This window comes from Mitsuaria sp. BK037, assembly GCF_014193045.1.
In the GTDB taxonomy this organism is placed as follows: Bacteria; Pseudomonadota; Gammaproteobacteria; order Burkholderiales; family Burkholderiaceae_C; genus Roseateles.
In genome coordinates, this window is record NZ_JACHYS010000001.1 from 1,095,052 (window position 1) to 1,114,863 (window position 19,812).

General features: G+C 71.4%; 16 protein-coding genes. 6 read left to right on the forward strand and 10 right to left on the reverse strand.

Features of this window, described 5'->3' with window-relative positions; all coding sequences use genetic code 11:
* Positions 1 to 154 precede the first annotated feature (154 nt).
* Complete coding sequence (locus FHT37_RS04790; RefSeq protein WP_183479160.1) at positions 155 to 2,695, reverse strand: GspE/PulE family protein; 2,541 nt, start codon at positions 2,693 to 2,695, stop codon at positions 155 to 157.
* 158 nt (positions 2,696 to 2,853) lie between these two features.
* On the opposite strand from FHT37_RS04790, the gene pcp reads away from it, so the two are divergent.
* On the forward strand, positions 2,854 to 3,492 hold the full coding sequence (gene pcp, locus FHT37_RS04795) for a pyroglutamyl-peptidase I (RefSeq protein WP_183479162.1): 639 nt from the start codon (positions 2,854 to 2,856) through the stop codon (positions 3,490 to 3,492).
* A gap of 9 nt (positions 3,493 to 3,501) precedes the next feature.
* Here the strand turns inward: pcp and FHT37_RS04800 are convergent, their stop codons facing one another.
* Complete coding sequence (locus tag FHT37_RS04800) at positions 3,502 to 4,464, reverse strand: YafY family protein (protein WP_183479164.1); 963 nt, start codon at positions 4,462 to 4,464, stop codon at positions 3,502 to 3,504.
* 131 nt (positions 4,465 to 4,595) lie between these two features.
* Between FHT37_RS04800 and FHT37_RS04805 the strand changes: the two genes are divergently transcribed.
* The 4 genes from FHT37_RS04805 (at position 4,596) to FHT37_RS04820 (ending at position 7,574) form a co-directional block, all read left to right on the forward strand.
* The gene (locus tag FHT37_RS04805) at positions 4,596 to 5,258 is read left to right on the forward strand and encodes a LysE family translocator (protein ID WP_183479166.1); all 663 of its coding nucleotides are present in this window, start codon (positions 4,596 to 4,598) and stop codon (positions 5,256 to 5,258) included.
* A 225-nt stretch (positions 5,259 to 5,483) separates the two neighbouring features.
* Positions 5,484 to 5,756, forward strand: a complete 273-nt coding sequence (locus tag FHT37_RS04810; RefSeq protein ID WP_091724357.1) for a hypothetical protein — start codon at positions 5,484 to 5,486, stop codon at positions 5,754 to 5,756.
* Positions 5,753 to 6,712 (forward strand): DUF692 domain-containing protein, encoded by a 960-nt coding sequence (locus FHT37_RS04815; RefSeq protein ID WP_183479168.1) that lies wholly within the window; start codon positions 5,753 to 5,755, stop codon positions 6,710 to 6,712. The genes FHT37_RS04810 and FHT37_RS04815 overlap by 4 nt, the downstream gene beginning before the upstream one ends.
* On the forward strand, positions 6,699 to 7,574 hold the full coding sequence (locus FHT37_RS04820) for a hypothetical protein (RefSeq protein WP_183479170.1): 876 nt from the start codon (positions 6,699 to 6,701) through the stop codon (positions 7,572 to 7,574). The genes FHT37_RS04815 and FHT37_RS04820 overlap by 14 nt, the downstream gene beginning before the upstream one ends.
* Here the strand turns inward: FHT37_RS04820 and tolA are convergent.
* From tolA to FHT37_RS04860, 8 genes are all read right to left on the reverse strand, one after another.
* Positions 7,552 to 8,454: a cell envelope integrity protein TolA gene (gene tolA, locus FHT37_RS04825; RefSeq protein WP_183479172.1), complete on the reverse strand. Its 903-nt coding sequence runs from the start codon at positions 8,452 to 8,454 to the stop codon at positions 7,552 to 7,554. The genes FHT37_RS04820 and tolA overlap by 23 nt on opposite strands.
* A 34-nt stretch (positions 8,455 to 8,488) precedes the next feature.
* A complete protein-coding gene (gene tolR, locus FHT37_RS04830; protein ID WP_183479174.1) occupies positions 8,489 to 8,929 on the reverse strand; it encodes a protein TolR in 441 nt (146 codons plus the stop codon).
* A gap of 15 nt (positions 8,930 to 8,944) precedes the next feature.
* Positions 8,945 to 9,637 carry a protein TolQ gene (gene tolQ / locus FHT37_RS04835; protein ID WP_183479176.1) on the reverse strand — a complete coding sequence of 231 codons (693 nt, stop codon included), beginning with the start codon at positions 9,635 to 9,637 and terminating at the stop codon, positions 8,945 to 8,947.
* Positions 9,638 to 9,861: 224 nt separating this feature from the next.
* Positions 9,862 to 10,713 carry a GDSL-type esterase/lipase family protein gene (locus FHT37_RS04840; RefSeq protein ID WP_183479178.1) on the reverse strand — a complete coding sequence of 284 codons (852 nt, stop codon included), beginning with the start codon at positions 10,711 to 10,713 and terminating at the stop codon, positions 9,862 to 9,864.
* Positions 10,710 to 12,530, reverse strand: coding sequence for a rhamnogalacturonan lyase B N-terminal domain-containing protein (locus FHT37_RS04845; protein WP_183479180.1), 1,821 nt, complete (start codon positions 12,528 to 12,530; stop codon positions 10,710 to 10,712). Before FHT37_RS04845 ends, FHT37_RS04840 begins: the two co-directional genes overlap by 4 nt.
* 67 nt (positions 12,531 to 12,597) lie before the next feature.
* Entirely contained in the window at positions 12,598 to 15,519 is a 2,922-nt protein-coding gene (locus FHT37_RS04850; RefSeq protein WP_255489489.1) for a Tat pathway signal sequence domain protein, read from the reverse strand.
* A 3-nt stretch (positions 15,520 to 15,522) separates the two neighbouring features.
* A complete protein-coding gene (locus FHT37_RS04855; protein ID WP_183479182.1) occupies positions 15,523 to 17,850 on the reverse strand; it encodes a TonB-dependent receptor in 2,328 nt (775 codons plus the stop codon).
* A 127-nt stretch (positions 17,851 to 17,977) separates the two neighbouring features.
* Positions 17,978 to 18,787: a DUF6250 domain-containing protein gene (locus FHT37_RS04860; protein WP_183479184.1), complete on the reverse strand. Its 810-nt coding sequence runs from the start codon at positions 18,785 to 18,787 to the stop codon at positions 17,978 to 17,980.
* Between the two features lie 266 nt (positions 18,788 to 19,053).
* Here FHT37_RS04860 and FHT37_RS04865 point away from each other — a divergent pair, with 266 nt between their 5' ends.
* Complete coding sequence (locus FHT37_RS04865; RefSeq protein ID WP_147242119.1) at positions 19,054 to 19,812, forward strand: GntR family transcriptional regulator; 759 nt, start codon at positions 19,054 to 19,056, stop codon at positions 19,810 to 19,812.

The window sequence follows — 19,812 nt, forward strand, 5'->3', positions numbered from 1 at the left end:
GACGGGATGGCTTGAGGTTTTGGCGCTTGCCGCCAAGGGCGAACCCGACCGAGCTCAGTCCGGTGGACTGAGCGACGCGGGAGAGCGCTGGAGGACCAACGGTCCGACAGCCCCATGCCATCGCGGCCAACGCCCGGGCCGTTGCAGGCGTCTTCTACTGGTTGCTGGTCGACCGCACCTCACCGAGCGTCGTGACCCCCTGCAGCACCTTCGCGATGCCATCCTGACGCAGTGTCCGCATGCCCTCGGCCATGGCCAGGTGCATCAGCTCCTCCGCCCGCCCACCGGTCTGGATCAACCGACGGATCGGCCGCGAGACGGTCAGCAACTCATGCAGCCCCGCGCGGCCCTTGAAGCCGGTGTGGTCGCACTTGTCGCACCCGGGCGAGTGGTAATGCAGCAGGTTGGGCTGGCCGAACTGGCCTTTCCACTCGGCCAGCACCGACTCACGCGCCGGCCGGTTCTCGGCCGAGAACACATGCAGGTAGTCGTCGAGCAGCTCGTTGAGCGTCGCCTCGGGCATCGGCTCGGACTTGCGGCAGGCCGGGCAGATGCGGCGCACCAGCCGCTGGGCCAGCACCGCGAGCAGCGAGTCGGCGAAGTTGAACGGGTCCATGCCCATGTCCAGCAGGCGCGTGACGGTTTCCGGCGCGCTGTTGGTATGCAGCGTGGACAGCACCAGGTGGCCGGTCAGCGAGGCCTCGACCGCGATCTCGGCGGTTTCCTCGTCGCGGATCTCGCCGACCATGATCACGTCCGGGTCCGCGCGCAGGAAGGCGCGCAGCGCCTTCGCGAAGGTCCAGTCGATCTTCGGATTGACCTGCACCTGCCTCAGCCCCGCCTGCGTGATTTCGACCGGATCCTCGGCCGTCCAGATTTTGCGCTCCGGCGTGTTGATGTTGGCCAGCACCGAGTGCAGCGTCGTCGTCTTGCCCGAGCCCGTCGGGCCCACGCACAGCACCATGCCGTAGGGCCGCTCCGACGCCGCCTTGAGCTCGCGCAGGTTGTGTTCCGAGAAGCCCAGCTTCTCCATCGGGATCGGCTTGGCCGAGGCCAGGATCCGCATCACCACGTCCTCGAGCCCGTTGTTGGTCGGGATCGTGGCCACGCGCAATTCGATCTTGTGGCGCTCCGAGAACTTGGCGAAGTTGATCTTGCCGTCCTGCGGCTTGCGACGCTCGGAGATGTCGAGGTCGCACATGATCTTGATGCGCGCGATCATCGCGCTGCGGTAGGTGTGCGGCAGTTCCAGGTGGGGCTGCAGCACGCCGTCCTTGCGGAAGCGGATTTTGACCTTCTCCTTGCCCGGATAGGTCTCGATGTGGATGTCCGACACGTTCTGGTTGTGCGCGTCGATGATCATGGTGTTGATCAGCCGGACCAGCGAGTTGTCGCTCTGCTCGATCTGGCGGTCCTTCTCCTCCTCGCGCGCGGCCTCGCGGGCGACCTGCTCCTGGCCTTCGCGCTCCAGCGTCTCGATCAGCTTGTCGGAGCTGTCGAGCTCGAAGTCCATCGTCAGCGGCGGCAGACCGCCGTCGCGGTTGGCGACCGGCTGGCCGCCGAAGCGTTCGTAGGAGGTCGGGATCGCGAACTGCAGCGAGCCCAGCCGCGCGAGCGCCGGCACGACCTTGAGCTGGGTGATGAACTCGACCTCGTCGATGCAGTCGCGCCGCGTCGGGTCTTCCATCGCGACGATCAGGCGGCCGTCGCGCAGCACCAGCGGCAGCACCTCCAGCCGCTTGGCCACCGAGAACGGCAGCTTGCGCACCGCGTCCGGCTCGATCGCGAAGTTGTCCGCGTCCACCAGCGGATAGCCCATCTTGCGGGCCAGCGCCGATTGCAGCTGCGCGCGCGTGACGATGCCCTTGCGCACCAGCAGCTCGCCCAGCGGCACCGAGCGGTCCTGCTTCTGTTGCGCCAGCGCCTCGTCGAGTTGCGCCTGCGTGACCAGGTCCAACGCGAGCAGCGCTTCGCCGATGCGCACCATCGGCATTTTGGCCTGCTGCTCGATCGCGAGCATCAGCTGCTCGGCCGAGACGATGTGCTGCGCCACCAGGATGTCGCCGACGCGGCGGTCGCGCAGGTCGCGCTGCTCGCCGGCGGCGGCATCGACCTGTTCCTGCGTCGCCACCTGCTGGCGCACCAGCAGGTCGCCGATGCGCTCGCCGACCTCGAAGCTGACCAGCACCTCGCGCGGCACGAACATGCAGCGCACCCAGTCGCTGGTGTCGCTGACCGGCGGGAACAGGAACAGGCCGAGGTCGGTCTCGTGGTGGCCGATGGTCGTGCCCTTCTGCTCCTCGCCGCCCTGGTAGACCAGCTTGAACTCGCTGCGCGGGCGCTGGTCCAGCGACAGCGGGTCGTTGGCGGTGGCCGGATCGCGCGGTGGAACCTCGATCGCGTGCAGCAGCTTGAGCGCCTTGAACTGCGAGAACTTCAGCGGCATCGCGTTGCGCGCCGGCGGCACCACGACTTGCGCCAGGCGTTCGCCCGGCACCATCAGGATCACCTTGCCGACGGTGCGGCTGCCGTTCAGGCCGAGGATCTCGCAGGCCTGCGGCTCGCGCTGGGTGCGCGGCCGGGGATAGGCGGCGAAGGGAGGCGTCGGCCACTCGAACAGCGGTGCCGCCTCAGCCGCCGGCGAGGCGGACGGCTGGGCTTGAGGCCATTGCAGCGGCACGGACGGGTCGGTCATCAGGCGGTCTCCGCGGAGTTCTGTGTCTAGGCAGATATAGGGCGGGAGAGTAACTCGTTTGTGGTGGGCCCACTACTCGGATAAGCAGGTGGCGTGCCTGCCTATCCGGCCTGGCTCGTCGCTGGCCCCAGCCGTCCGCCCGGCTAGACTCGCCGACCATGAACAACCTGCTGGTGACCGGGTTCGAGCCGTTCGGCGGCGAGACCATCAACCCCTCCTGGGAACTGGTCCGGGCGCTCAACGGTGAGGTGATCGGCGGCGCGCGCGTGGTGGCGGTCCAGTTGCCTTGCGTCTTCGGCGAGGCGCTGACGCGGCTGGACGAGGCGCTGGCGCGGGTGAAGCCGTCGGTGGTGCTGGCGATCGGCCAGGCCGGCGGGCGCTGCGACCTGTCGCTGGAGCGGGTGGCCATCAACGTCGACGACGCCCGCATCCCCGACAACGCCGGCGCCCAGCCCATCGACGAACCGGTCGTCCCGGGCGGGCCCGCTGCCTACTTCTCGACGCTGCCGATCAAGGCGATCGTGGCGGGGCTGCGGGAAGCGGGATTTCCGGCGTCGGTGTCGCAGACCGCCGGCACCTTCGTCTGCAATCACCTGTTCTACGGGCTGCAGCATCTGGTGAAGGAACGCCCTGTTCGCAGCGGCTTCATGCACATTCCCTACCTGCCCGAGCAGGCGGCGCGCCATCCCGGCGCGCCCAGCCTGCCCCTGCCGACGCTGGTCGCGGCCACGCGCCTGGCCCTCGAACTGGCCGTGACGGCCGAGGAAGCCCGCCTCGGCGGTGGCCAGCTCGACTGAGCGGCTGGCTCAGTCGGCAGCCGGCGCCTGGCCGGCAAGGGTCAGGAGTTGCCTCGCATGCGATGCGATCTCGCGCGCGAGCGCATCGGGCTCCAGGATGCGGAACGGAAAGGGCAGGGCGGCGAATGACAGCGCCATCCAGGGCAGTTCATCCGCCTGGCAGCGCAGCAGCACGCCGTCCTCCTGCTGCTCCAGGCTGCTGATCGCGGCCAGCGGCTGGCGCGTGAGCGCCTCCAGCGGCGCCTGGACCAGCGCCCGCACCGCATGGGCGCGTGGCATCTCGACCAGCGAGGCGTTCAGGTGCGCGAGCACGTCGAAGCCTTCCGGGCGGCCGAAGCTCTGCGGCAGCGGATCGGCCGATTCGATCCGGTCCAGCCGGAACGAGCGCAGCGCCCGCCGCAGCCCGCAATGGCCCACCGCATACCAGCGCCCGCCGCGGTAGCCCAGTCCATAGGGATCGAACGGCCGCTCGCTGAGCCGGCCTTGCATGTCGCGGTAGCGCATCGCCACGCGCTGCTGGGCCAGGGCCGCCGCGCCCAGCGTCGACAGCGCCGCGGGGTTCGCGGGCACGGCCGGCTGCAGGTCGAGGGCCACGCGCTCGGCGATGCCGCGCTGGCGCTGCTTGAGCGCCGCGGGCAGCACGCGTTCGAGCTTGGCCTGCGCGCTGGCGACCGCCGGCGCGGTGTCGGCCAGTCCCAGTTGCCGCGCGGCGAGCAGTCCCAGGCCCAGGGCCAGCGCCTCGTCCTCGCTGAACATCAGCGGCGGCAAGCGGAAGCCGGTCGCCAGGCGGTAGCCGCCGAAGCGGCCCCGCTCGCGGTCGACGGGGATGCCCAGCGCCTCCAGCGCCACGATGTAGCGCCGCACGGTGCGGCGCTCGACCTGCAGTTCGGCGGCGATGGCGGCGCCGTCGAGCTGCCCGCGCGACTGCAGCAGTTCGAGCAGGGCCAGGATCCGGGAGGCGGGGAGCGACATGCCAGCGAGTCTACGGTGCCTGCGTTCGATATAGGGCTGGATCCGTCCTATATCGGCCCTAGGCTGCGTGCCATTCGCGCCTCGTGCGCAGCCTGGGCGTCACAGCCGCCCTCCAACCAGGAGACCCTCGAATGAATCCCGCCGACCTGACGCTCTACTTCGCCCTGGTGCTCGGCATCGTGCTGATCCCGGGCATGGACATGGCCTTCGTCGTCGGGCACAGCCTGACGGGTGGGCTGCGCGCGGGCCTGGCGGCGCTGGGCGGCGTCGTCGCGGGGGCGTTCTGCCACCTTGCGATGGGCGCGATGGGCCTAGCCCTGCTGCTGCAGACGCTGCCCGGCGCGTTCACGATCATGCTGATCGCGGGCGCGATCTACCTCGGCTGGCTGGGCTGGGGCCTGATGCGCGCCGAACCCAGCGCCACACAGGCGCGGCCGGCGGACGGGCCGCGCGCGCACTCGGCCTTCTTCGGCGCGATGCTGACCAACCTGCTCAATCCCAAGGCCTACCTCTTCAGCCTGGCGGTGCTGCCGCAGTTCGTGCATCCCGAGCGCGGCGAGCTGGCCCTGCAGCTTGGCGCGATCGGCATCGTCACCGCCGCGACGCAGATCGGCGTCTACGGCGGGCTGGCCTGGCTGGCCGCGGGCGGGCGTCGCCGGCTCGGCACCGCCGACGCCGCCGGGCTGCGGCGCCAGCGCCTGCTGCTGCGCGGCGTGGGGCTGCTGCTGTGGGTCACGGCGCTCTATACCGCGTGGCAGGCCTGGCACCAGGCGGGGATGGCCGCGCTGGGCTGAGGCCGTCGGCGACGGGCGCGGACGGCGTGTCGCAGCGTGTCGTCGGCGTGGGGCGAGGGCGTCAATGCGCTTGATCCTTGTCAATGAACTCCGACCCGACGCCAAACGCGCGGGAGAGGTCGACAACTGAGGGCCCCGGCGCGTGGCCGGCGGATCGACGAGATCCGGCGACGCGCCGATCCATCCACCCTCGCGGGGCCAGGCCCCGTCCCATCGGAGTTGTTCATGACCACACGCCACATCATCCTCGCCGCGCTGACGGCCGCGCTGGCGGCGGGCACCTCGGCCCATGCGCCTGACGGTCGCGACACCAAGAGGTGGTATGGCCTCATCAAGGCAAGTCAGAACAATCATGAAGATCTGTCAGTCGAGGCGGCGATCGGTCAACTGCCGAGCGACTGGCAATACCTCCCCGCAGCACCGGCCCGCGTGACGAGCGGGATCGGCCCCGGGTCCATCGGCGCCGAGGGCCGTGGCGGCGCGAAGGCGGCATCGTGAGGTCCGGCGCCCCCTTGTGGCCGGTCGCCGTGGGCGTCGCGTGGCGGCAGCCTCATTACCAGGAGGTGATGGTCCGCGGCGCGCCCGGCATCGATTTCCTCGAGGTCCTCACCGAGGACTTCCTGTCGCCCGGCGGCGCCGCCCGCCAGCTGCTGCTAGACGCCGCGCGCCGGTTCCCGGTGAGCCTGCACGGCGCGGGTCTGGGGCTGGGCTCGGCGGTCGGCATCGACGGCGGCCACCTGCGGCAGGTGAGGGAGCTGGTCGACGCGGTGCGGCCGGGCGCGGTGTCCGAATACGCCTGCTTCAACCGCGTGCATCGACCCGGAGCGCCCATCCACCTGCATGCGCGGCTGCCGATCCCCTTCAGCGAACGCAGCCTGTCGCTGCTGGCCGACCATGTCGACACCGCGCAGGAAGCGCTGGGGCGGCAGATCCTGATCGAGCCGATCGCGGCCTGCCTCGCGTGGGACGAGGACACGCTGAGCGAGCCCGCGTTCTTCAATGCGCTGGCGCGGCGCACCGGTTGCGGGGTGCTGGTCAACCTGGACAGCGTGGTCGTCACTGCGATCAACCGCGGTCATCGGGACGAGGCGATCGTGCGGGCCGGCATCGCCTGGCTGGACGAGATCGATCCGGCCGTCGTGGGCCAGTACCACCTGGCCGGCCATGCGCGGGCGCAGGGCGTGGCCTTCGGCGGGCAGGGCGATCCGGTCGGCGAGGACGTCTGGTCGCTCTACCGCTACGCGCTGGGCCGCATCGGCGCCCGCCCGACGGTGATCGACCGCGGTCGCCCGGCGCCGCCGCTGGCGACGCTGACGGAGGAGGTCGCGCGGGCGCGCCGCGAGCAGCAGGCCTTCGACCGCGAGGTGATCGCGCCGCCGCCACCCCGGCAGGACCGGCGCGGCCGGGACAGCTACCCCATCCAGTTCCAGGAGTCCGACGATGACGCGGCATGAGAGCGACGAACAGAACGGGCAGCGCAAGCTGATCGAACGCCAGGGCCGGCTGGCCGACACCCTGCTCGCGGCCTCCGAGGGCGAGGCGCTGGCCCTGGCGCCGGCCGGCCTGCATGCGCTGCCGGCGCTCCCGGGCGGCCTGGCCCAGGCGCTGCGGCTGTATCGCGTCCAGGCCGGCATCCGCGCCGAGCGCGTGCTGGCCGGGGTCTATCCGCGCCTGCGCGAGCGCATGGAGGCCCACCAGGCAGGCAGCTTCGCCTCGCTGGCCTGGACCTGCTGGCGCCGTCATCCGCCGGTCCAGGGCGACCTCGGCACCTGGGGCGAGGCGCTCATCGGCCTGCTCGCCGAGGCCGAGGCGGTCGGGCTGCCCCCGCTGTGGACCGCGCTGGCGCGCCTCGAATGGAACCTGCATCAGGTCGAGCGCCTGCCGGAGCCGGGGCGGGATCCGGGCTCGCTGGTGCTGCTGGGACGACTGCCCGCCGCGGCGGTGCGGCTGGTGCTGGCGGACCATGTGGCGCTGCATCGCTGCCACGCGCCCTTGCTGCGCGGGCTGCTCGAGCTGCCGACGGAGAGCTTCGGCATCGGCGCGCGCGAGGCGGTGGTCGTCTGGCGCGACGGCTGGCAGGGCCGCGCGATGGCGATCGACGCCGCCGCGCTGCGCTGGTTCGAGGCGCTCCTGGCCGGTCATGACCTCGAGTGCGCGCTCCAGCTGGCCGGCGCCGCCTTCGACTTCAGCGCCTGGCTGCCGGTGGCGATGACGCGCGGCTGGATGGCGCGGGTCGAGACGGTCGAGCAGGGCGGGGGCGCCGACGCCTATGGCGTCGCGTTCCCCCTGCGGTTCACTCGCGGGGTCGGAAGGTGATGATCATCACCCGCGGCACGGTGCCGTCGGTGTCCGTCGGCAGCTTCTCCGTCTTGTCGAGCGCGCGCAGCACCGCGCCGTCGAAGTCGGGCAGGCCGCTGGACTTGACGATCTTGCGCGCCACGATCGTGCCGTCCGGGCCGGCGCGGACCTCGACCTCGGCCTCGGGGTTGGACGGACCGCCCGGGTCGGCGTAGATGATGTTGGGCCGCACGCGGGCCTTGATCCGGCCCGCGTAGTTGGCCGACGGGCCGGAGCTCTTCAGCGCCGTGCCGGTCGAGGTCGGTCCGCCGCTGGCGCCGGCCATGCCCTGGATGCGCCGCAGGTTCTCCTGGCGCTGCGCCTCGGCGCGGGCTTCCGCGTCCTTGCGGGCCTTCTCGGTCTTGGCCTTGTCGGCCTTCTCCTTGGCCTCGTCCTTCTTCGCCTGCTCTTCCTTGGCCTTGCGGTCGCGCTCCTTCTGCTCGGCCTCGTCCTTGCGGCGCTGGTCCTGTTTGCGCTTTTCCTCGGCCTCGCGCTGCTCCTGCTCTTCCTTCTGCTTGCGCTCCCTGGCCTTGGCGATCGCGATGTCCGCGTCGCGCTGCGCCTGGACCTCCTGGGGCGTGGGCTGCTGCGGCTTCGGCGACTCGGGCTGCGGCTTGGGCGGCTCGGGTTGAGGGTCGGTCGGCAGCTGTTCCTTGGGCGCGGCGGCCTGGGGCACGGCCGACCACAGCTCCGCCTCGAGCGCCGGCACCGGCGTCGAGCGCCAGCTCACGCCGAAGCTCAGCGCCACCACCAGCAGCACGTGCGCGACGACCGCGAAGCTGAAGCCGCGGCCCAGGCCCGGCGCCGGCGGAGGACGCAGCGGATCGCGTTCGGGGTGGAATCGGGAGGCGATGTCCATCGCGTTGCTCATCGTCTGGGGCCGCTTCCCGATCTCAGCGATCGGCCGGGGCGCCGTTCTTCACGGCCAGCCCGACCCGCTGGATGCCCGCGCGCTGCAGCACGTCCATCGTCTTGACGACGGCCTCGTACTTCACGTTGCGGTCGGCGGAGATCACGACCGGCGTGGCCGCGTCGCCCTTCTGCGCGTCCCGGACGCGCGCGGCCAGCGCCTTGAGCGGCACCGGCGACGGATCCTGGTCGCCGTCGAGCTTGATCTTGAGCTGCTCGTCGGTGCCCACGATCACCTGGATCACGTGCTGCGGCTGGGTCTTGGCGGTGCCGACGCTGGGCAGGTCGACGACGCCGGTGGTGATGAGGGGCGCGCTGACCATGAAGATGATCAGCAGCACCAGCATGACGTCGATGAAGGGGACCATGTTGATCTCGTTCATCGTGCGGCGGCGCGAGCCGCCGCGGGAGGACATCGCGGGCATGGCCGTTCCTCCGGATCAGCGCTGCGCGGCCGGCGCCGGCTGGCCGGCGTTGCGCTGCAGGATGTTGGAGAACTCCTCGATGAAGGTCTCCAGCGTGATGGCGTTGCGGTCGATCTGGCGGGCGAAGCGGTTGTAGGCCAGCACCGCCGGGATGGCGGCGAACAGGCCGATGGCGGTGGCGACCAGCGCCTCGGCGATGCCCGGGGCGACGGTGGCCAGCGTGACCTGGGTCAGGTTGGACAGCCCCACGAAGGCGTGCATGATCCCCCAGATGGTGCCGAACAGGCCCACGTAGGGCGAGACCGAGCCTACCGACGCCAGGAAGGACAGGTGCGACTCCATCGCGTCGAGCTCACGCTGGAAGCTGGCGCGCATGGCGCGACGGGCGCCGTCCAGCAGCGCGCCGGAATCGACGACGCGCTTCTCGCGCAGCTTCAGGAATTCGCGCATGCCCGAGGCGAAGATGCGCTCCAGCGGCGCGCCGTCCGGGCGGTTGGACACGCTGGTGTAGAGGTCGTTGAGGTTCTTGCCGGACCAGAACTCCTGCTCGAAGCCCTCGTTGCGCGCCTTGACGCGTCCCAGCGCGATCAGCTTGCTGAAGATCACGCTCCAGCTCGCGAGCGACACCAGCAGCAGCGCGGCGATCACCAACTGCACCGTCAGGCTGGCATGGGCGATCAGGGAAATGATGGAGAGGTCTTGGTTCATGAGGTCAACGAAGGGTGATCGCGGGACGGCACCCGGCGCGAAGGCGCGCGGAGGCCGGCGGTGAGCGGTGGCCGGTCGAGGGTCGGGTCGAGATCGAAAGGGGGAATTGTGACAAGACTGGCGGCCTCCTTGGCAAACGGCGAACCAGCCACATGCAAAGAAGCGTGTCAGTGGTGCGAGGGGGAGACCATGCGCACCTGAACGCCGCGACCGTCGGCCTCGGACTACGCGCGCGGCCGCGCCCGCGGCCGGGGCACGCCCGCCGCGTCCGGCAGGGCGCCCAGCAAGCGCGCGACGCATTCGGCGTTGAGCGTCGCGCCCGCCTCGTTGGTGTGGGTGTTGGCGTCGGCGAAGAGCCGGTCCACCTCGGCCCGGCCGAGCGCGCGGTAGGCCTCGGTGACGGCCCCCGTCAGGTCGATGAACCACCCGCCCTCGCGCCGCGCCACCTCCCGGCCCCAGGCGCCGATGTCGGCGAAGTCCACGTCATCCCGCCAGTGATCCCGGTGCGGCACCGGGGAGACGACGACGGGCACCGCGCCGGCGGCCCGCGCGTCGCGCAGGTACGCCGTCAGATAGGCGCCGAAGCTGCGGACCGGCTCGACGCCGCCGTCGGACAGCGCTTCCTCCACGGTCTCGTCGCCGATCCCCGGCAGCACGCCGCGCTGCTTGGCGGCGGGATCGCCGACGCGGCCGAGGTCGTTGTGGCCGAACTGGATCAGCACCGCGTCGCCCGGCTTCAGCAGCGAGCGCACCTCGGCCCAGCGTCCTTCGCGCAGGAAGCTGCGGCTGCTGCGGCCGGCCATCGCGTGATTGGCCACCGTCACCTTGCGGGGGTCGAACCACGGCGCGAGCCGTTCGCCCCAGCCCCATTGGCCATGGCGTCCGGCGCTCCGCACGGTGGAGTCGCCGACGATGAACAGGGTCCTGCCACGATCCATCGGCGCGGGCCCGGCGGCCGGTGTCGCGGCGAAACCGGCCGACGCGTCCGCCCGGCCCGCGCGCCACGACGCCGCTCCCAGCCCCGCCGCCAGCGCCAGCAGTGCGCGGCGGCTTGGCCCGCGAGGCTCCGCGCTCATTGGGCGAAATCGATCGCGTCGACCGCGAACGACGGGCTCAGGTAGCCGGTGGCCGAGCCGCCGCCGGCGACGTTGATCGTCAGCGTGTTGGTGCCGACGACCAGCGCGCTCGCGGGAATCGCGAAGCGGTAGGTGGTGTTGTTGCCGCGATAGGTCCCGACCGTGAGCGTGCGCGTCGTGGGCTGCGTCGAGGCCGCCGGCGTGTCCGAACTCCAGGTGTTGACGCTGATCGACGGCCGGCCGTTGGCCCTGGCCGTCGTGATGCCGATGCGCAGCGTCGCGTCCTTGACCTGGGCGCTGGTCAGGGTGAAGCGCACGACCTGGCCGCTGTTCACGTCGCGCCAGAGATACGCCGGGAAGGCCGTGTCGGCCGAACTGCCCACGGTGAAGGCGCCTGGCGACCAACTGGCCAGGCGCACGTCGGACGGGTGCATCGTCGTGACCTGGGCGCCGTTGCGCAGCTCGGTGGGCGCGCCGTCCCAGCGGCCGATGCGCCAGAGGGCGGGCGTTGCCTCCGGATCGCCGTCGATGGCGATGGTGTTCAGCGAGGCGGTGGTGCCCGCGGTGACCTGCACGCCGGTGCTGTAGACCGCCAGTTCGTTCTTGTAGACGGTCAGCGTGTAGGCGCCGGGCAGCATGCCGGTGGACTTGAAGAAGCCGCGGTTGGCCAGGTCGGCCGAGGCCCAGTACTGCGCCTGGTCGTTGGCGAAGCCGACGGTGTAGGCGTTGCCCGCGACGGTGCCGGTCAAGGCCACGCCGGCGATGCCGCCGCGACCGGACGGCGGCACGTAGCCCTGCAGGCCCGCCACGGAGAACCAGCTGGTGTCGGGCGCGGCCGGGGCGCTGCCGTCGGTGAAGATCAGCGTGTAGGCGTTGAGCACGCCGAGCCGGAAGGGCTCGGTCTGGCCCTCGCTGTAGTTGACGATATAGGTCAGCTCGTTGGTCGTGGTTGTGATCTGGTTGAGCAGGCTGCGATAGAACGGCCCGCCCGAGCCGCCCTCCTGGCCATCGCGGTAGAGCCACAAGCCGACGGTGCCGGCGCTGTTGCGGCCGCCGAAGTACTGCCAGTCCTTGAGCCGCTGGTTGGCGTAGTGCTTGGAGCGCGTCTGCCCCGCGAAGGCGCTGCTCGCGGAGAAGCCGAACACGTCGCCCGACTCCACCGTGGTGTCGGTGCCGCGCAGGTCCTGCGGCCAGGTGCCCGCGCTGGTCTGCCCACCGGGCACGCCCGCCGGCGGGCCGCTGGACAGCGCGCCGATGGGCACGCGCACGATGTAGCGCACCATGTTCAGCGTGTCGGGCTCCTCGGTGAAATAGGTGGCCATGTAGACGCGGGGCTCGCCCGCCTTGATCAGGTAGTAGTGCTTGAGCAGCCCGCCCTTGCCGCTGTTGCTGGTGACCGTGATCTTGATGTAGGCCCCGCCGGTGAGCGCGCCGTTCTGCGCCGTCGAGGCCGGCGTCGACGCGCCGCTGGCAGACAGCATCTCCGCCGAGACGCTCACCGCCGAGACATTGCTGTACAGCCCGTCGAAGCCCGAGTTGAGCTGGGAGCCGCGCGCCGGGTCCTGGTACTGGACGCCGTTGTAGACGAGGCTGGAGATGTCGCCCGCGGACTGCGTGCTGGCGCCGTTGTCATAGGCCATGACGCGCAGGACCAGGCCCGCGTTGGTGTCCACCTCGTACTGGACCTTGGACGCGCTGCCGCTGTCCCAGCGGGTGGTGAGGCTGAACGCGGCCATCGCCGCATGGGGCAGGGCGAGCGCGCTCGCGACGACGGCGGCCTGCGCCAGCCAGGCGCGCCAGGATCGGGGATTCAACATGCTTGCTCCTCGTGGATGAAGGCCGCCCGAGCGATGTCGAGGCGTCGGCCGGGGACGGGAAAGCGCCTCAGGGAGACGCCTCGGGAAGGGCATCGCCGATGAGGGCGAGGTTCTGGATCGCCGCCAGCGCCCATTGCGCGGCGTCGTTGGTGCTCAGGCCGGGCGCCTCGATCACCGGGCGGAGCACGGCGGGACCATCGACGCGCCGCGTCGCCAGCGGCCCGGAGCGGGGATCGCTCAGGAACTCGCGCCAGGCGCGTTGCGCCAGGGCCGGATCGCGGCGGCGCCACGCCGCGTAGGCGGTCAGGCGCGAGTGCCCCACGTACAGCGCCCGGGCCCCGCCGTGCGGCGCGCCCAGCGCGCGGCGCTGTTCCTCGACCGGCGCGTTGAAGAGCGCGCAGTACTGCAGCCAGGCGTCCTCGAAGCCCGGCACGTCGACCAGCGCGATGAGATCGGCCACCATCTCCGTCAGCCCGAACACCGCGCTCAGATGGCTCGCGCCGACGCGCCCGCCCGAGACATCGATCAGCGCGCCGGTCTCGAGTTCATAACCCGCGGTGGCGGCGCTGAAGAAGCCATGCGGCATCGCGGCGACGCTCTGCATGCCGCGTCGGATGCGGTCGCGCCAGCGCGGGTCGCCGCTGCGTTCCCACTCGGTCAGCCAGTTGGCCAGCAGCGCGCCCCAGTCGGTGCCGACGCCGAGCAGCCCGTCGCCGGCACCGCTCGGCCGCGCGCCCAGCTTGCGTCCCGGATCGAGCGTGATCAGCGTGCGGTCCGCGTCGCGCAGCGCGTGCAGCAAGTCGCCGATGCGTTCGTCGGCGGTGAGGTAGTGGTAGTGGCGACGGTAGGCGGCGGTGCTGATGCGCAGCTGCTTGGCGCTGTCGCTCCAGTGCAGCACGCCGTGCCGCGTGCCCAGGCCCTGGAAGCGGCCGAGGTGGTAGGTGTCGACCTCGCTGGTGTGGCGCACCATCGCCTCCGCGAAGCGGAAGATGTCCGCCCGCCCGCTGCGCAGGAAGGCGGACCAGAGCCACAGGTCGGGCGAGAGCTCCGAGTTGTCCCAGGCGAAGCCGCCCACGTCGTAGCGCCACTCGTGGCGGTCCTCGTCGTAGGTGTGGCGGATGTCGCCGTGATCCCAGAAGCCGGTCCAGCGACGTTGCTCCGCCTCGCGGCGGTAGAAGTCGAAGAGGCTGTCGAGCCGGTCCTCGATCGCGGCCTTGGCCGGCGTGCCGCGGTCGGGCAGCGACCACAGCGGGCCGAAGACCTGCGTGTCGAGGTAGCGGCGCGGCGCGGCCACGAGCCGCGGCGGCGTCTGCACCAGCCGCGCCAGCTGCAGCAGGCGCTCGCGCGATGGCGTCGCGGCCAGCGCGAAGAGCGTGATCTCGTGGCTGCGGCCGACGCCCACCGCGGTGTCGAAGCCCGGCTCGTAGTCCTCGTAGGTCAGCTCGAGGCCCTGGCGCTGCTGCTCGAAGGTGTCTTGCCCGAGGCCGTCGTGGTAAGGCCGCAGGTCCATCGCCGGCGCGTCGGGGCTGTGCCACCACAGCCGCACCTGCGCCGTGTCGGTGTGGGCGCCGCGCACCTCCAGCTGCGCCGGATGGCGCTGCCAGAAGTCGCGCAGTCCGAAGGCCAGGCCACCGCCCGGGCCGCCCACGTAGCCCAGGCCGGCGGCGCGCGCGCCGTCGGCGGCATGGATCCAGGTGTGGCCCGGCCGCGTGCGCTTGCGGATCTGGAAGGCATCCGGCGAGTGCTGGGTGAGGCTGAAGTCGCCCCAGGCGGGGATGTGATCCTGGAGCTCGCGCACCGTCCGCTGCCAGGTGCTGTCGGGCGGGCAGGCGCGGCCCTCGAGCTGCGCGGCGCGGACCTCGGCGCCGGGGTCGCGGCGCAGCCCGGTGAGGCCGCGCACGGCCTCGGCCCACAGGCCCGCGTCCGGGCCCTCGGCCGCGCCGGCGAAACGCAGGTGACGGTCATGCAGCGGGTCGCGCAGCGGCACGTCGGCGATGAGGCCGAGGCCGCGCGGGAAGTCGCGCTGCGGATCGCCGTCGAAGACCCAGCTGTGCATGATGCGCAGCGCGTCGCCGCCGGCGTACAGGTAGAGCCGCAGGTCGAAGGGCAGCCACGCGCGCGCGGCGGCATCGGCAGCGGAGCCGGTGGCCGTGGTGCTGGTGGCTGTGGCCGTTGCGGTATCGGTGGCAGTGTCCGGGAGCACGCGATGGCGGCCGCGCAAGCGCAGCACCGCGCGGTGCGGCCCGCGCTGCTCGATGTCGACGGTCTCCACCTCGCCGCAGCTGCGCCGCGTGCGGCGCCTCGGCCCTTCGTCATCGGGCGCGTCGTCGGCATCGGCCACCAGGCGCAGCTCGCGCAGGAGGTCGACGCCGCCGCGCGTGATCGAGGCCACCAGCGTGGCGCCGCGCCGCGGCACGGTGCAGCGGATGACGCCGGTGTCGACGATCACCGCATCGGCCGTCTCTTCCACGCGCAGCGGCGTGATGGGCGAGGGCGCCGCCTTGCCGGGTGGCAGCGCAACGATGCGCCAGGCTTTGGTGGCCTCGCCCGGCGGCGTCAAGGCGGGCGGCAGCGCATGGCCGGACCACTTCACCGAGCCGTCAGGCCACCAGGCCAGCGGCCAGCCTTGCAGCGCGTGCAGCCGACCCTCGCTGTCCCGCAGCGCGAAGGCCTGGCCGCGCCGCACCTCGCCGCGCGGCCATGGCCAGCCCCAGTCCGTGCCGGCATGCCCGGTCGGCGCCGCGCCGTCCAGCCAGCGCAGCGCTTGCGGGTCGAGGTCGTGCGGCAGCGGCGTCGGTGCCGCCGGGGCAGAGGGGAGGTCTCCCGCGTCGGACGGGGGCCGGGGGAGCGCGCGGGGTGGGGCGGGCAGGGCAGTCCCGCCGGTACCGGCTGGCGTGCTTGCCGCGGTGGCGGCTGTCGCGGCCGCGGCGGCGCTGGACAGCGCCAGCAGGGCAGGCCCCCGCAGCAGATGGCGTCGGCTGATCGGCATGGCTCAGCGGAAGGCGTAGCCGAGGGTGATGCCGACGGTGCGCGGGTCGCCGACGTAACCGATCACCGTGCTGCCGCCATTCAGACGGGTGTAGTACAGCTTGTTGAAGGCGTTCGTGATCCAGAGTGCCGCGTCCCAGTCGCCGCCGGCGCCGGGGCGCTTCACGCCGAGCGTGAAGGCCGCCAGGCCGTAGCCCGGCACGCGCGCGGACGCGGCGTTGTCGACCGAGCCGTAGGTCCAGCCGCGGTAGGTGTAGCGCGCGGAGGCGTAGGGCTTGAAGTCGCCCTGCGACCAGTTGTAGCGCGCCGACAGCGCGAGCACCTGCTTGGGCGCGTTGAACACGCGCTGGCCGGTGAGGTCGCAGAAGGTGGCGGTGATCTCGGGCGGGCACAGCGCGCGGCGGTAATCCGTGTAGCGTGCATCGTTGACGATGCCGCTCAGCACCACGTCCAGCCGCTCCAGCGGCTGCGCCCGCAGCGCCACTTCCACGCCCTGGCTGCGGTAGTCGCCGGCGTTCATCAGGTAGCTGGTGGCGTTGGCATCGTCATAGGCCTGCGTCTGGAAGTCGCTCACCTGCGTGCGGAACACGTCGGCCTGCAGCGTCAGCCGGTCCGGCACCAGCGCGCCGATCACGCCGATCTCCACGTTGCGCGTGGTCTCGGGCTTGAGCAGCAGCGTGTCGAGGCCGGCCTTCTTGGCGGCGCCCGCGGACACATTGATCCCGCCGGCCTTGCGGCCGTAGCCGTAGGACAGGTAGCTGCTCCAGTCGTCGTCGATCTGGAATTTCAGGCTGGCCGACGCGGACGGCAGCACCTTGTGCACGCGCAGGTCGCCGGAATCGAAGGCGGCGCGGTTGAGCCGGACGAAGCTCGCGTCGCGATTGTTGTAGGTGGCGCGCGCGCCGAGCTGCAGGTCCAGCCGATCGCTCAGGTGGAAGGTGCCGCGGCCGTAGGCCGAGCTCATCTCGTCTTCCAGGTGCCCGTTGCGGACGATGTCCAGGCCCTTGAAGCCGTTGCCCGCGTAGGTGTTGACGATGTCCGTGCTGGCGTAGCGGGTGTGGGCCTCGGTGTCCTGGTTGTCGCGGAAGTAGCTCAGGCCCACGACGTAGTCGAAGAACTCGCCGCGCGGCGACTCCAGGCGCAGGTCCTGGGTGAAGGTCGAGTCGTCCACCGCCGTGCCGCTGTTGGCGTAGATGCGCACGCTGAGCTCGTCGGCGAACTGCGGGACATAGCGGTAATGGCGCCAGGCCGTGACCGAGCGGAACTTGTAGCCGCCGTCCAGCTTCCAGTTGGCCTCGGCGGACACGCCGCCCTGCTCGGCGGCGGTGGTGGTGACGTCGTCGACGATGGTCTCGCGGCCGCCGGCCACGTAGCTCGCGCCGATCTTGCGCGCCGTCGCCGGGAAGCTGTCCGCCACCGACTTGTAGACGCGGGCTGGCGTGGCCGATTCGGCGCCGTAGTCCGCGGTCAGCTTCAGCTCGAAGCTGGCGCTGGGCCGCAGCAGCACCTGCGCGCGCAGGCCCTTGCGCTCGTAGCCGTTGAGGTGGCCGCCGTCGGCGAGGTTCTTCACCGAGCCGTCGCTGTGCGCGTACAGCGCCGTGACGCGGTAGGCGGCGCTGTCGCTGAGCGGTCCCGACAGGGCCGCCGTCAGCTTGGACGTGTTGCGCTCCGCATACGAGACGCTGACCGCGCCTTCGCGCTGGAAGGCGGGGCCCTTGGTGTGGATGTCGATCGCGCCGCCGGTCGCGTTCTGGCCGAACACGGTGCCGCTCGGGCCCTTGAACACGTCGACGTAATCGATGTCGGTCAGCGAGCGGATGATGCCCGGCCGCGGGAAGTAGACGTTGTCGACATAGGTCGCGACGCTGCTAGGCATGCCGATGTTCTGGTCGCCGCTGGTCTGCCCGCCGCCGTCGCCCACGCCGCGGATCGTGAGCTGCGTGTCGTTCGAGTCCGTGCTTTGGATGTAGAGGCCCGGCACCACGTACTGCAGGTCCTGGATGTCCTCGACATGCAGCTCCGCCAGCGACTCGCCGCGCACGCGCGAGACGGCCGACGCCGGGCGCTGCGGATGCTGCTCCTTCTTCGCGCGGCCGGTGACCTGCACCGCGTCGAGTTCGGTGACGTTGGACGTGGCTCTGGCGGTGTTGCTGTCGTTGACGGTGGTGTTCAGCTTGGCGCTGGCATTCGCACCGGCAGTGGCGTTGGCGTTGGTGTTGACGTTGTCGCTTGACGCGGCGGCCTGTGCCGCATGGGCGCCCAGCAGGAGGCCGGCGGCGCACAGGGCCGCGACGAGCGGAGGACGCGAAAGGGACGGAACGGGAATCGACATGAGGGACCTGGGTTCTTGTTGTGGAAAGAGACGAAAGAGATGAATGAGACGAGGGGCGACAACGTTGTCACGACGGCGCGAAGGATTCGTGGAAGCGGCGTCGCGACGGCGCGGGCGGGAGGACTGTTCAGAGCCGCAGGACGCGGAAGTCCTTGATCCGCAGATGGCTGGCCGTCGTGCGCAGCGCGAGCCAGCCGTGGCGGTACGGCGCGGGATCCGTCCACGCGAACACCAGTTGCTCATCGGCGAGAACACGGAGCTCGGCCGCCTGGCCCGGCGACGCGCGCGACTGGATGCGCAGACGCACCGCCTCGCCGTCCTTCAAGCGCGCGAACGCGGGCGGCGCGCCGAGCTGGTCGTCGGCGGTGGCCAGCGACGGTTCGGCGTAGCCGGCGACTTGCGGCCGGGCGGCGCTGCCGTCATAGCGGCGCAGCCGGGTGCTGCGGTTGCCGTTGGCGCCGAAGCCGAGGTAGTAGAGGCGCAGCGCGTCGTAGCTGGCGAGCGCGCCATCGGCTCGCCTCGCGCCGGGATCGCCGCCCTCGGCGGTGGTGGCGTTCCAGAACAGGTTGAGGTCGGAGACCCGGTCCGGCAGGCCCGGGAACGACGCCTTGAGCGGCGTCGCGGTGAGCTGGATTTCGTAATCGCCGCTGAAGGGCTGGCGATACCAGAGCGTCAGTCCGGCGCTCGCCTGCAGGTCCAGCACGCCGTCCTCGGCGCGCACGAGGCTGTCGGGCGACTGCCGCTCGATGCGCCAGGCGCCGGTGCCGTGGCGGAAGTCGTCCGACGCCAGGACCGTGCCGGGCGCTTCCTGGCCGTGGGCGGCCAGGCTCGCGAGTCCCAGCAGCCATGCGACAGCGCGGGACGGGCGGTGGATCTCTTCCTGGTGCGGCGCATGCGCAGGGGCCGGGCCGCGGCCCTTCGCGCTCAACGGGTGCATCGGTGATTCAAGGCGTGGTGACAGGACAGGGCGCGACTATGTTGGCCGGCCTCCCGCCCCGGCAAATGCGAAATCCCGCCAGCCACATGCCGATTTCGTGCTTGCCCATCGACGGGCGTGACCGCTCGCGCCCAACGACGCGCGCCCATGCGCCGCGGCCTGCGTCTCCTCGCGCGATCCGATATCGATATGCGGGAATCTTGGTTCGCGCCACCGGTCCGCCTGCCTAGGCTTCGCGCCAACTCGTCATGACAGGTTGGACCTGGATGAAACCGAACACGGCCGAACTCATCGCGCTGCCCAGCGCGCCCCTGCATGCGCAGGTCAAGAACACCCTGCGCGCCCGGATCCTGGACGGCACCTACGCGCCGCTGTCCCAACTGCCGTCCGAGAGCGAACTCGGCGCCGCCTTCGGCGTCAGCCGCATCACGCTGCGCCAGGCGCTGGGTGCGCTGCAGCGCGAAGGGCTGATCTACACGCTGCAGGGCAAGGGCAGCTTCGTCTCCCGGCCCAAGGCCTTCCAGAACGTCAGCAGCCTGATGGGCTTCGCCGAGTCCATGTCGGCCCAGGGCCATGAGGTGCTCAACCAGCTGCGCGGGCTGCGCTTCATCGCGGCCGAGCGCGAGGTCGCCCGGCGCCTCGGCCTGGAGGACGGCGCGCCGGTGGCCGAGATCCGGCGCGTGCGGCTGCTCGACCGTGCGCCGGTGTCGCTGGAGCTCACCTACGTGCCGGCCGCGATCGGTCGCAAGCTTGCCCAGGCCGACCTGGTCACCCGCGACATCTTCCTGATCCTCGAGAACGAATGCGGGCTGCCGCTGGGCCACGCCGACATGAAGATCGACGCGACGCTCGCCGACGCCGAGCTGGCCGAGGCGCTCGGCATGAGCGAAGGCGCGCCGGTGCTGCGCATCGAGCGGCTCACCCACGACGCGCAGGGACGCCCGATCGACTTCGAATACCTCCACTTCCGGGCCGACGCCTTCCAGTACCGGCTGCGCGTCGACCGTCACCGCCAGGAGCGCTGA

Coding starts and splice junctions, on each gene's coding strand:
- FHT37_RS04790 (WP_183479160.1), bottom strand. CDS start 2,695: ATGACCGACCCGTCCGTGCCGCTGCAATGGCCTCAAGCCCAGCCGTCC.
- pcp (WP_183479162.1), top strand. CDS start 2,854: ATGAACAACCTGCTGGTGACCGGGTTCGAGCCGTTCGGCGGCGAGACC.
- FHT37_RS04800 (WP_183479164.1), bottom strand. CDS start 4,464: ATGTCGCTCCCCGCCTCCCGGATCCTGGCCCTGCTCGAACTGCTGCAG.
- FHT37_RS04805 (WP_183479166.1), top strand. CDS start 4,596: ATGAATCCCGCCGACCTGACGCTCTACTTCGCCCTGGTGCTCGGCATC.
- FHT37_RS04810 (WP_091724357.1), top strand. CDS start 5,484: ATGACCACACGCCACATCATCCTCGCCGCGCTGACGGCCGCGCTGGCG.
- FHT37_RS04820 (WP_183479170.1), top strand. CDS start 6,699: ATGACGCGGCATGAGAGCGACGAACAGAACGGGCAGCGCAAGCTGATC.
- tolA (WP_183479172.1), bottom strand. CDS start 8,454: ATGGACATCGCCTCCCGATTCCACCCCGAACGCGATCCGCTGCGTCCT.
- tolR (WP_183479174.1), bottom strand. CDS start 8,929: ATGCCCGCGATGTCCTCCCGCGGCGGCTCGCGCCGCCGCACGATGAAC.
- tolQ (WP_183479176.1), bottom strand. CDS start 9,637: ATGAACCAAGACCTCTCCATCATTTCCCTGATCGCCCATGCCAGCCTG.
- FHT37_RS04840 (WP_183479178.1), bottom strand. CDS start 10,713: ATGAGCGCGGAGCCTCGCGGGCCAAGCCGCCGCGCACTGCTGGCGCTG.
- FHT37_RS04845 (WP_183479180.1), bottom strand. CDS start 12,530: ATGTTGAATCCCCGATCCTGGCGCGCCTGGCTGGCGCAGGCCGCCGTC.
- FHT37_RS04850 (WP_255489489.1), bottom strand. CDS start 15,519: ATGCCGATCAGCCGACGCCATCTGCTGCGGGGGCCTGCCCTGCTGGCG.
- FHT37_RS04855 (WP_183479182.1), bottom strand. CDS start 17,850: ATGTCGATTCCCGTTCCGTCCCTTTCGCGTCCTCCGCTCGTCGCGGCC.
- FHT37_RS04860 (WP_183479184.1), bottom strand. CDS start 18,787: ATGCACCCGTTGAGCGCGAAGGGCCGCGGCCCGGCCCCTGCGCATGCG.
- FHT37_RS04865 (WP_147242119.1), top strand. CDS start 19,054: ATGAAACCGAACACGGCCGAACTCATCGCGCTGCCCAGCGCGCCCCTG.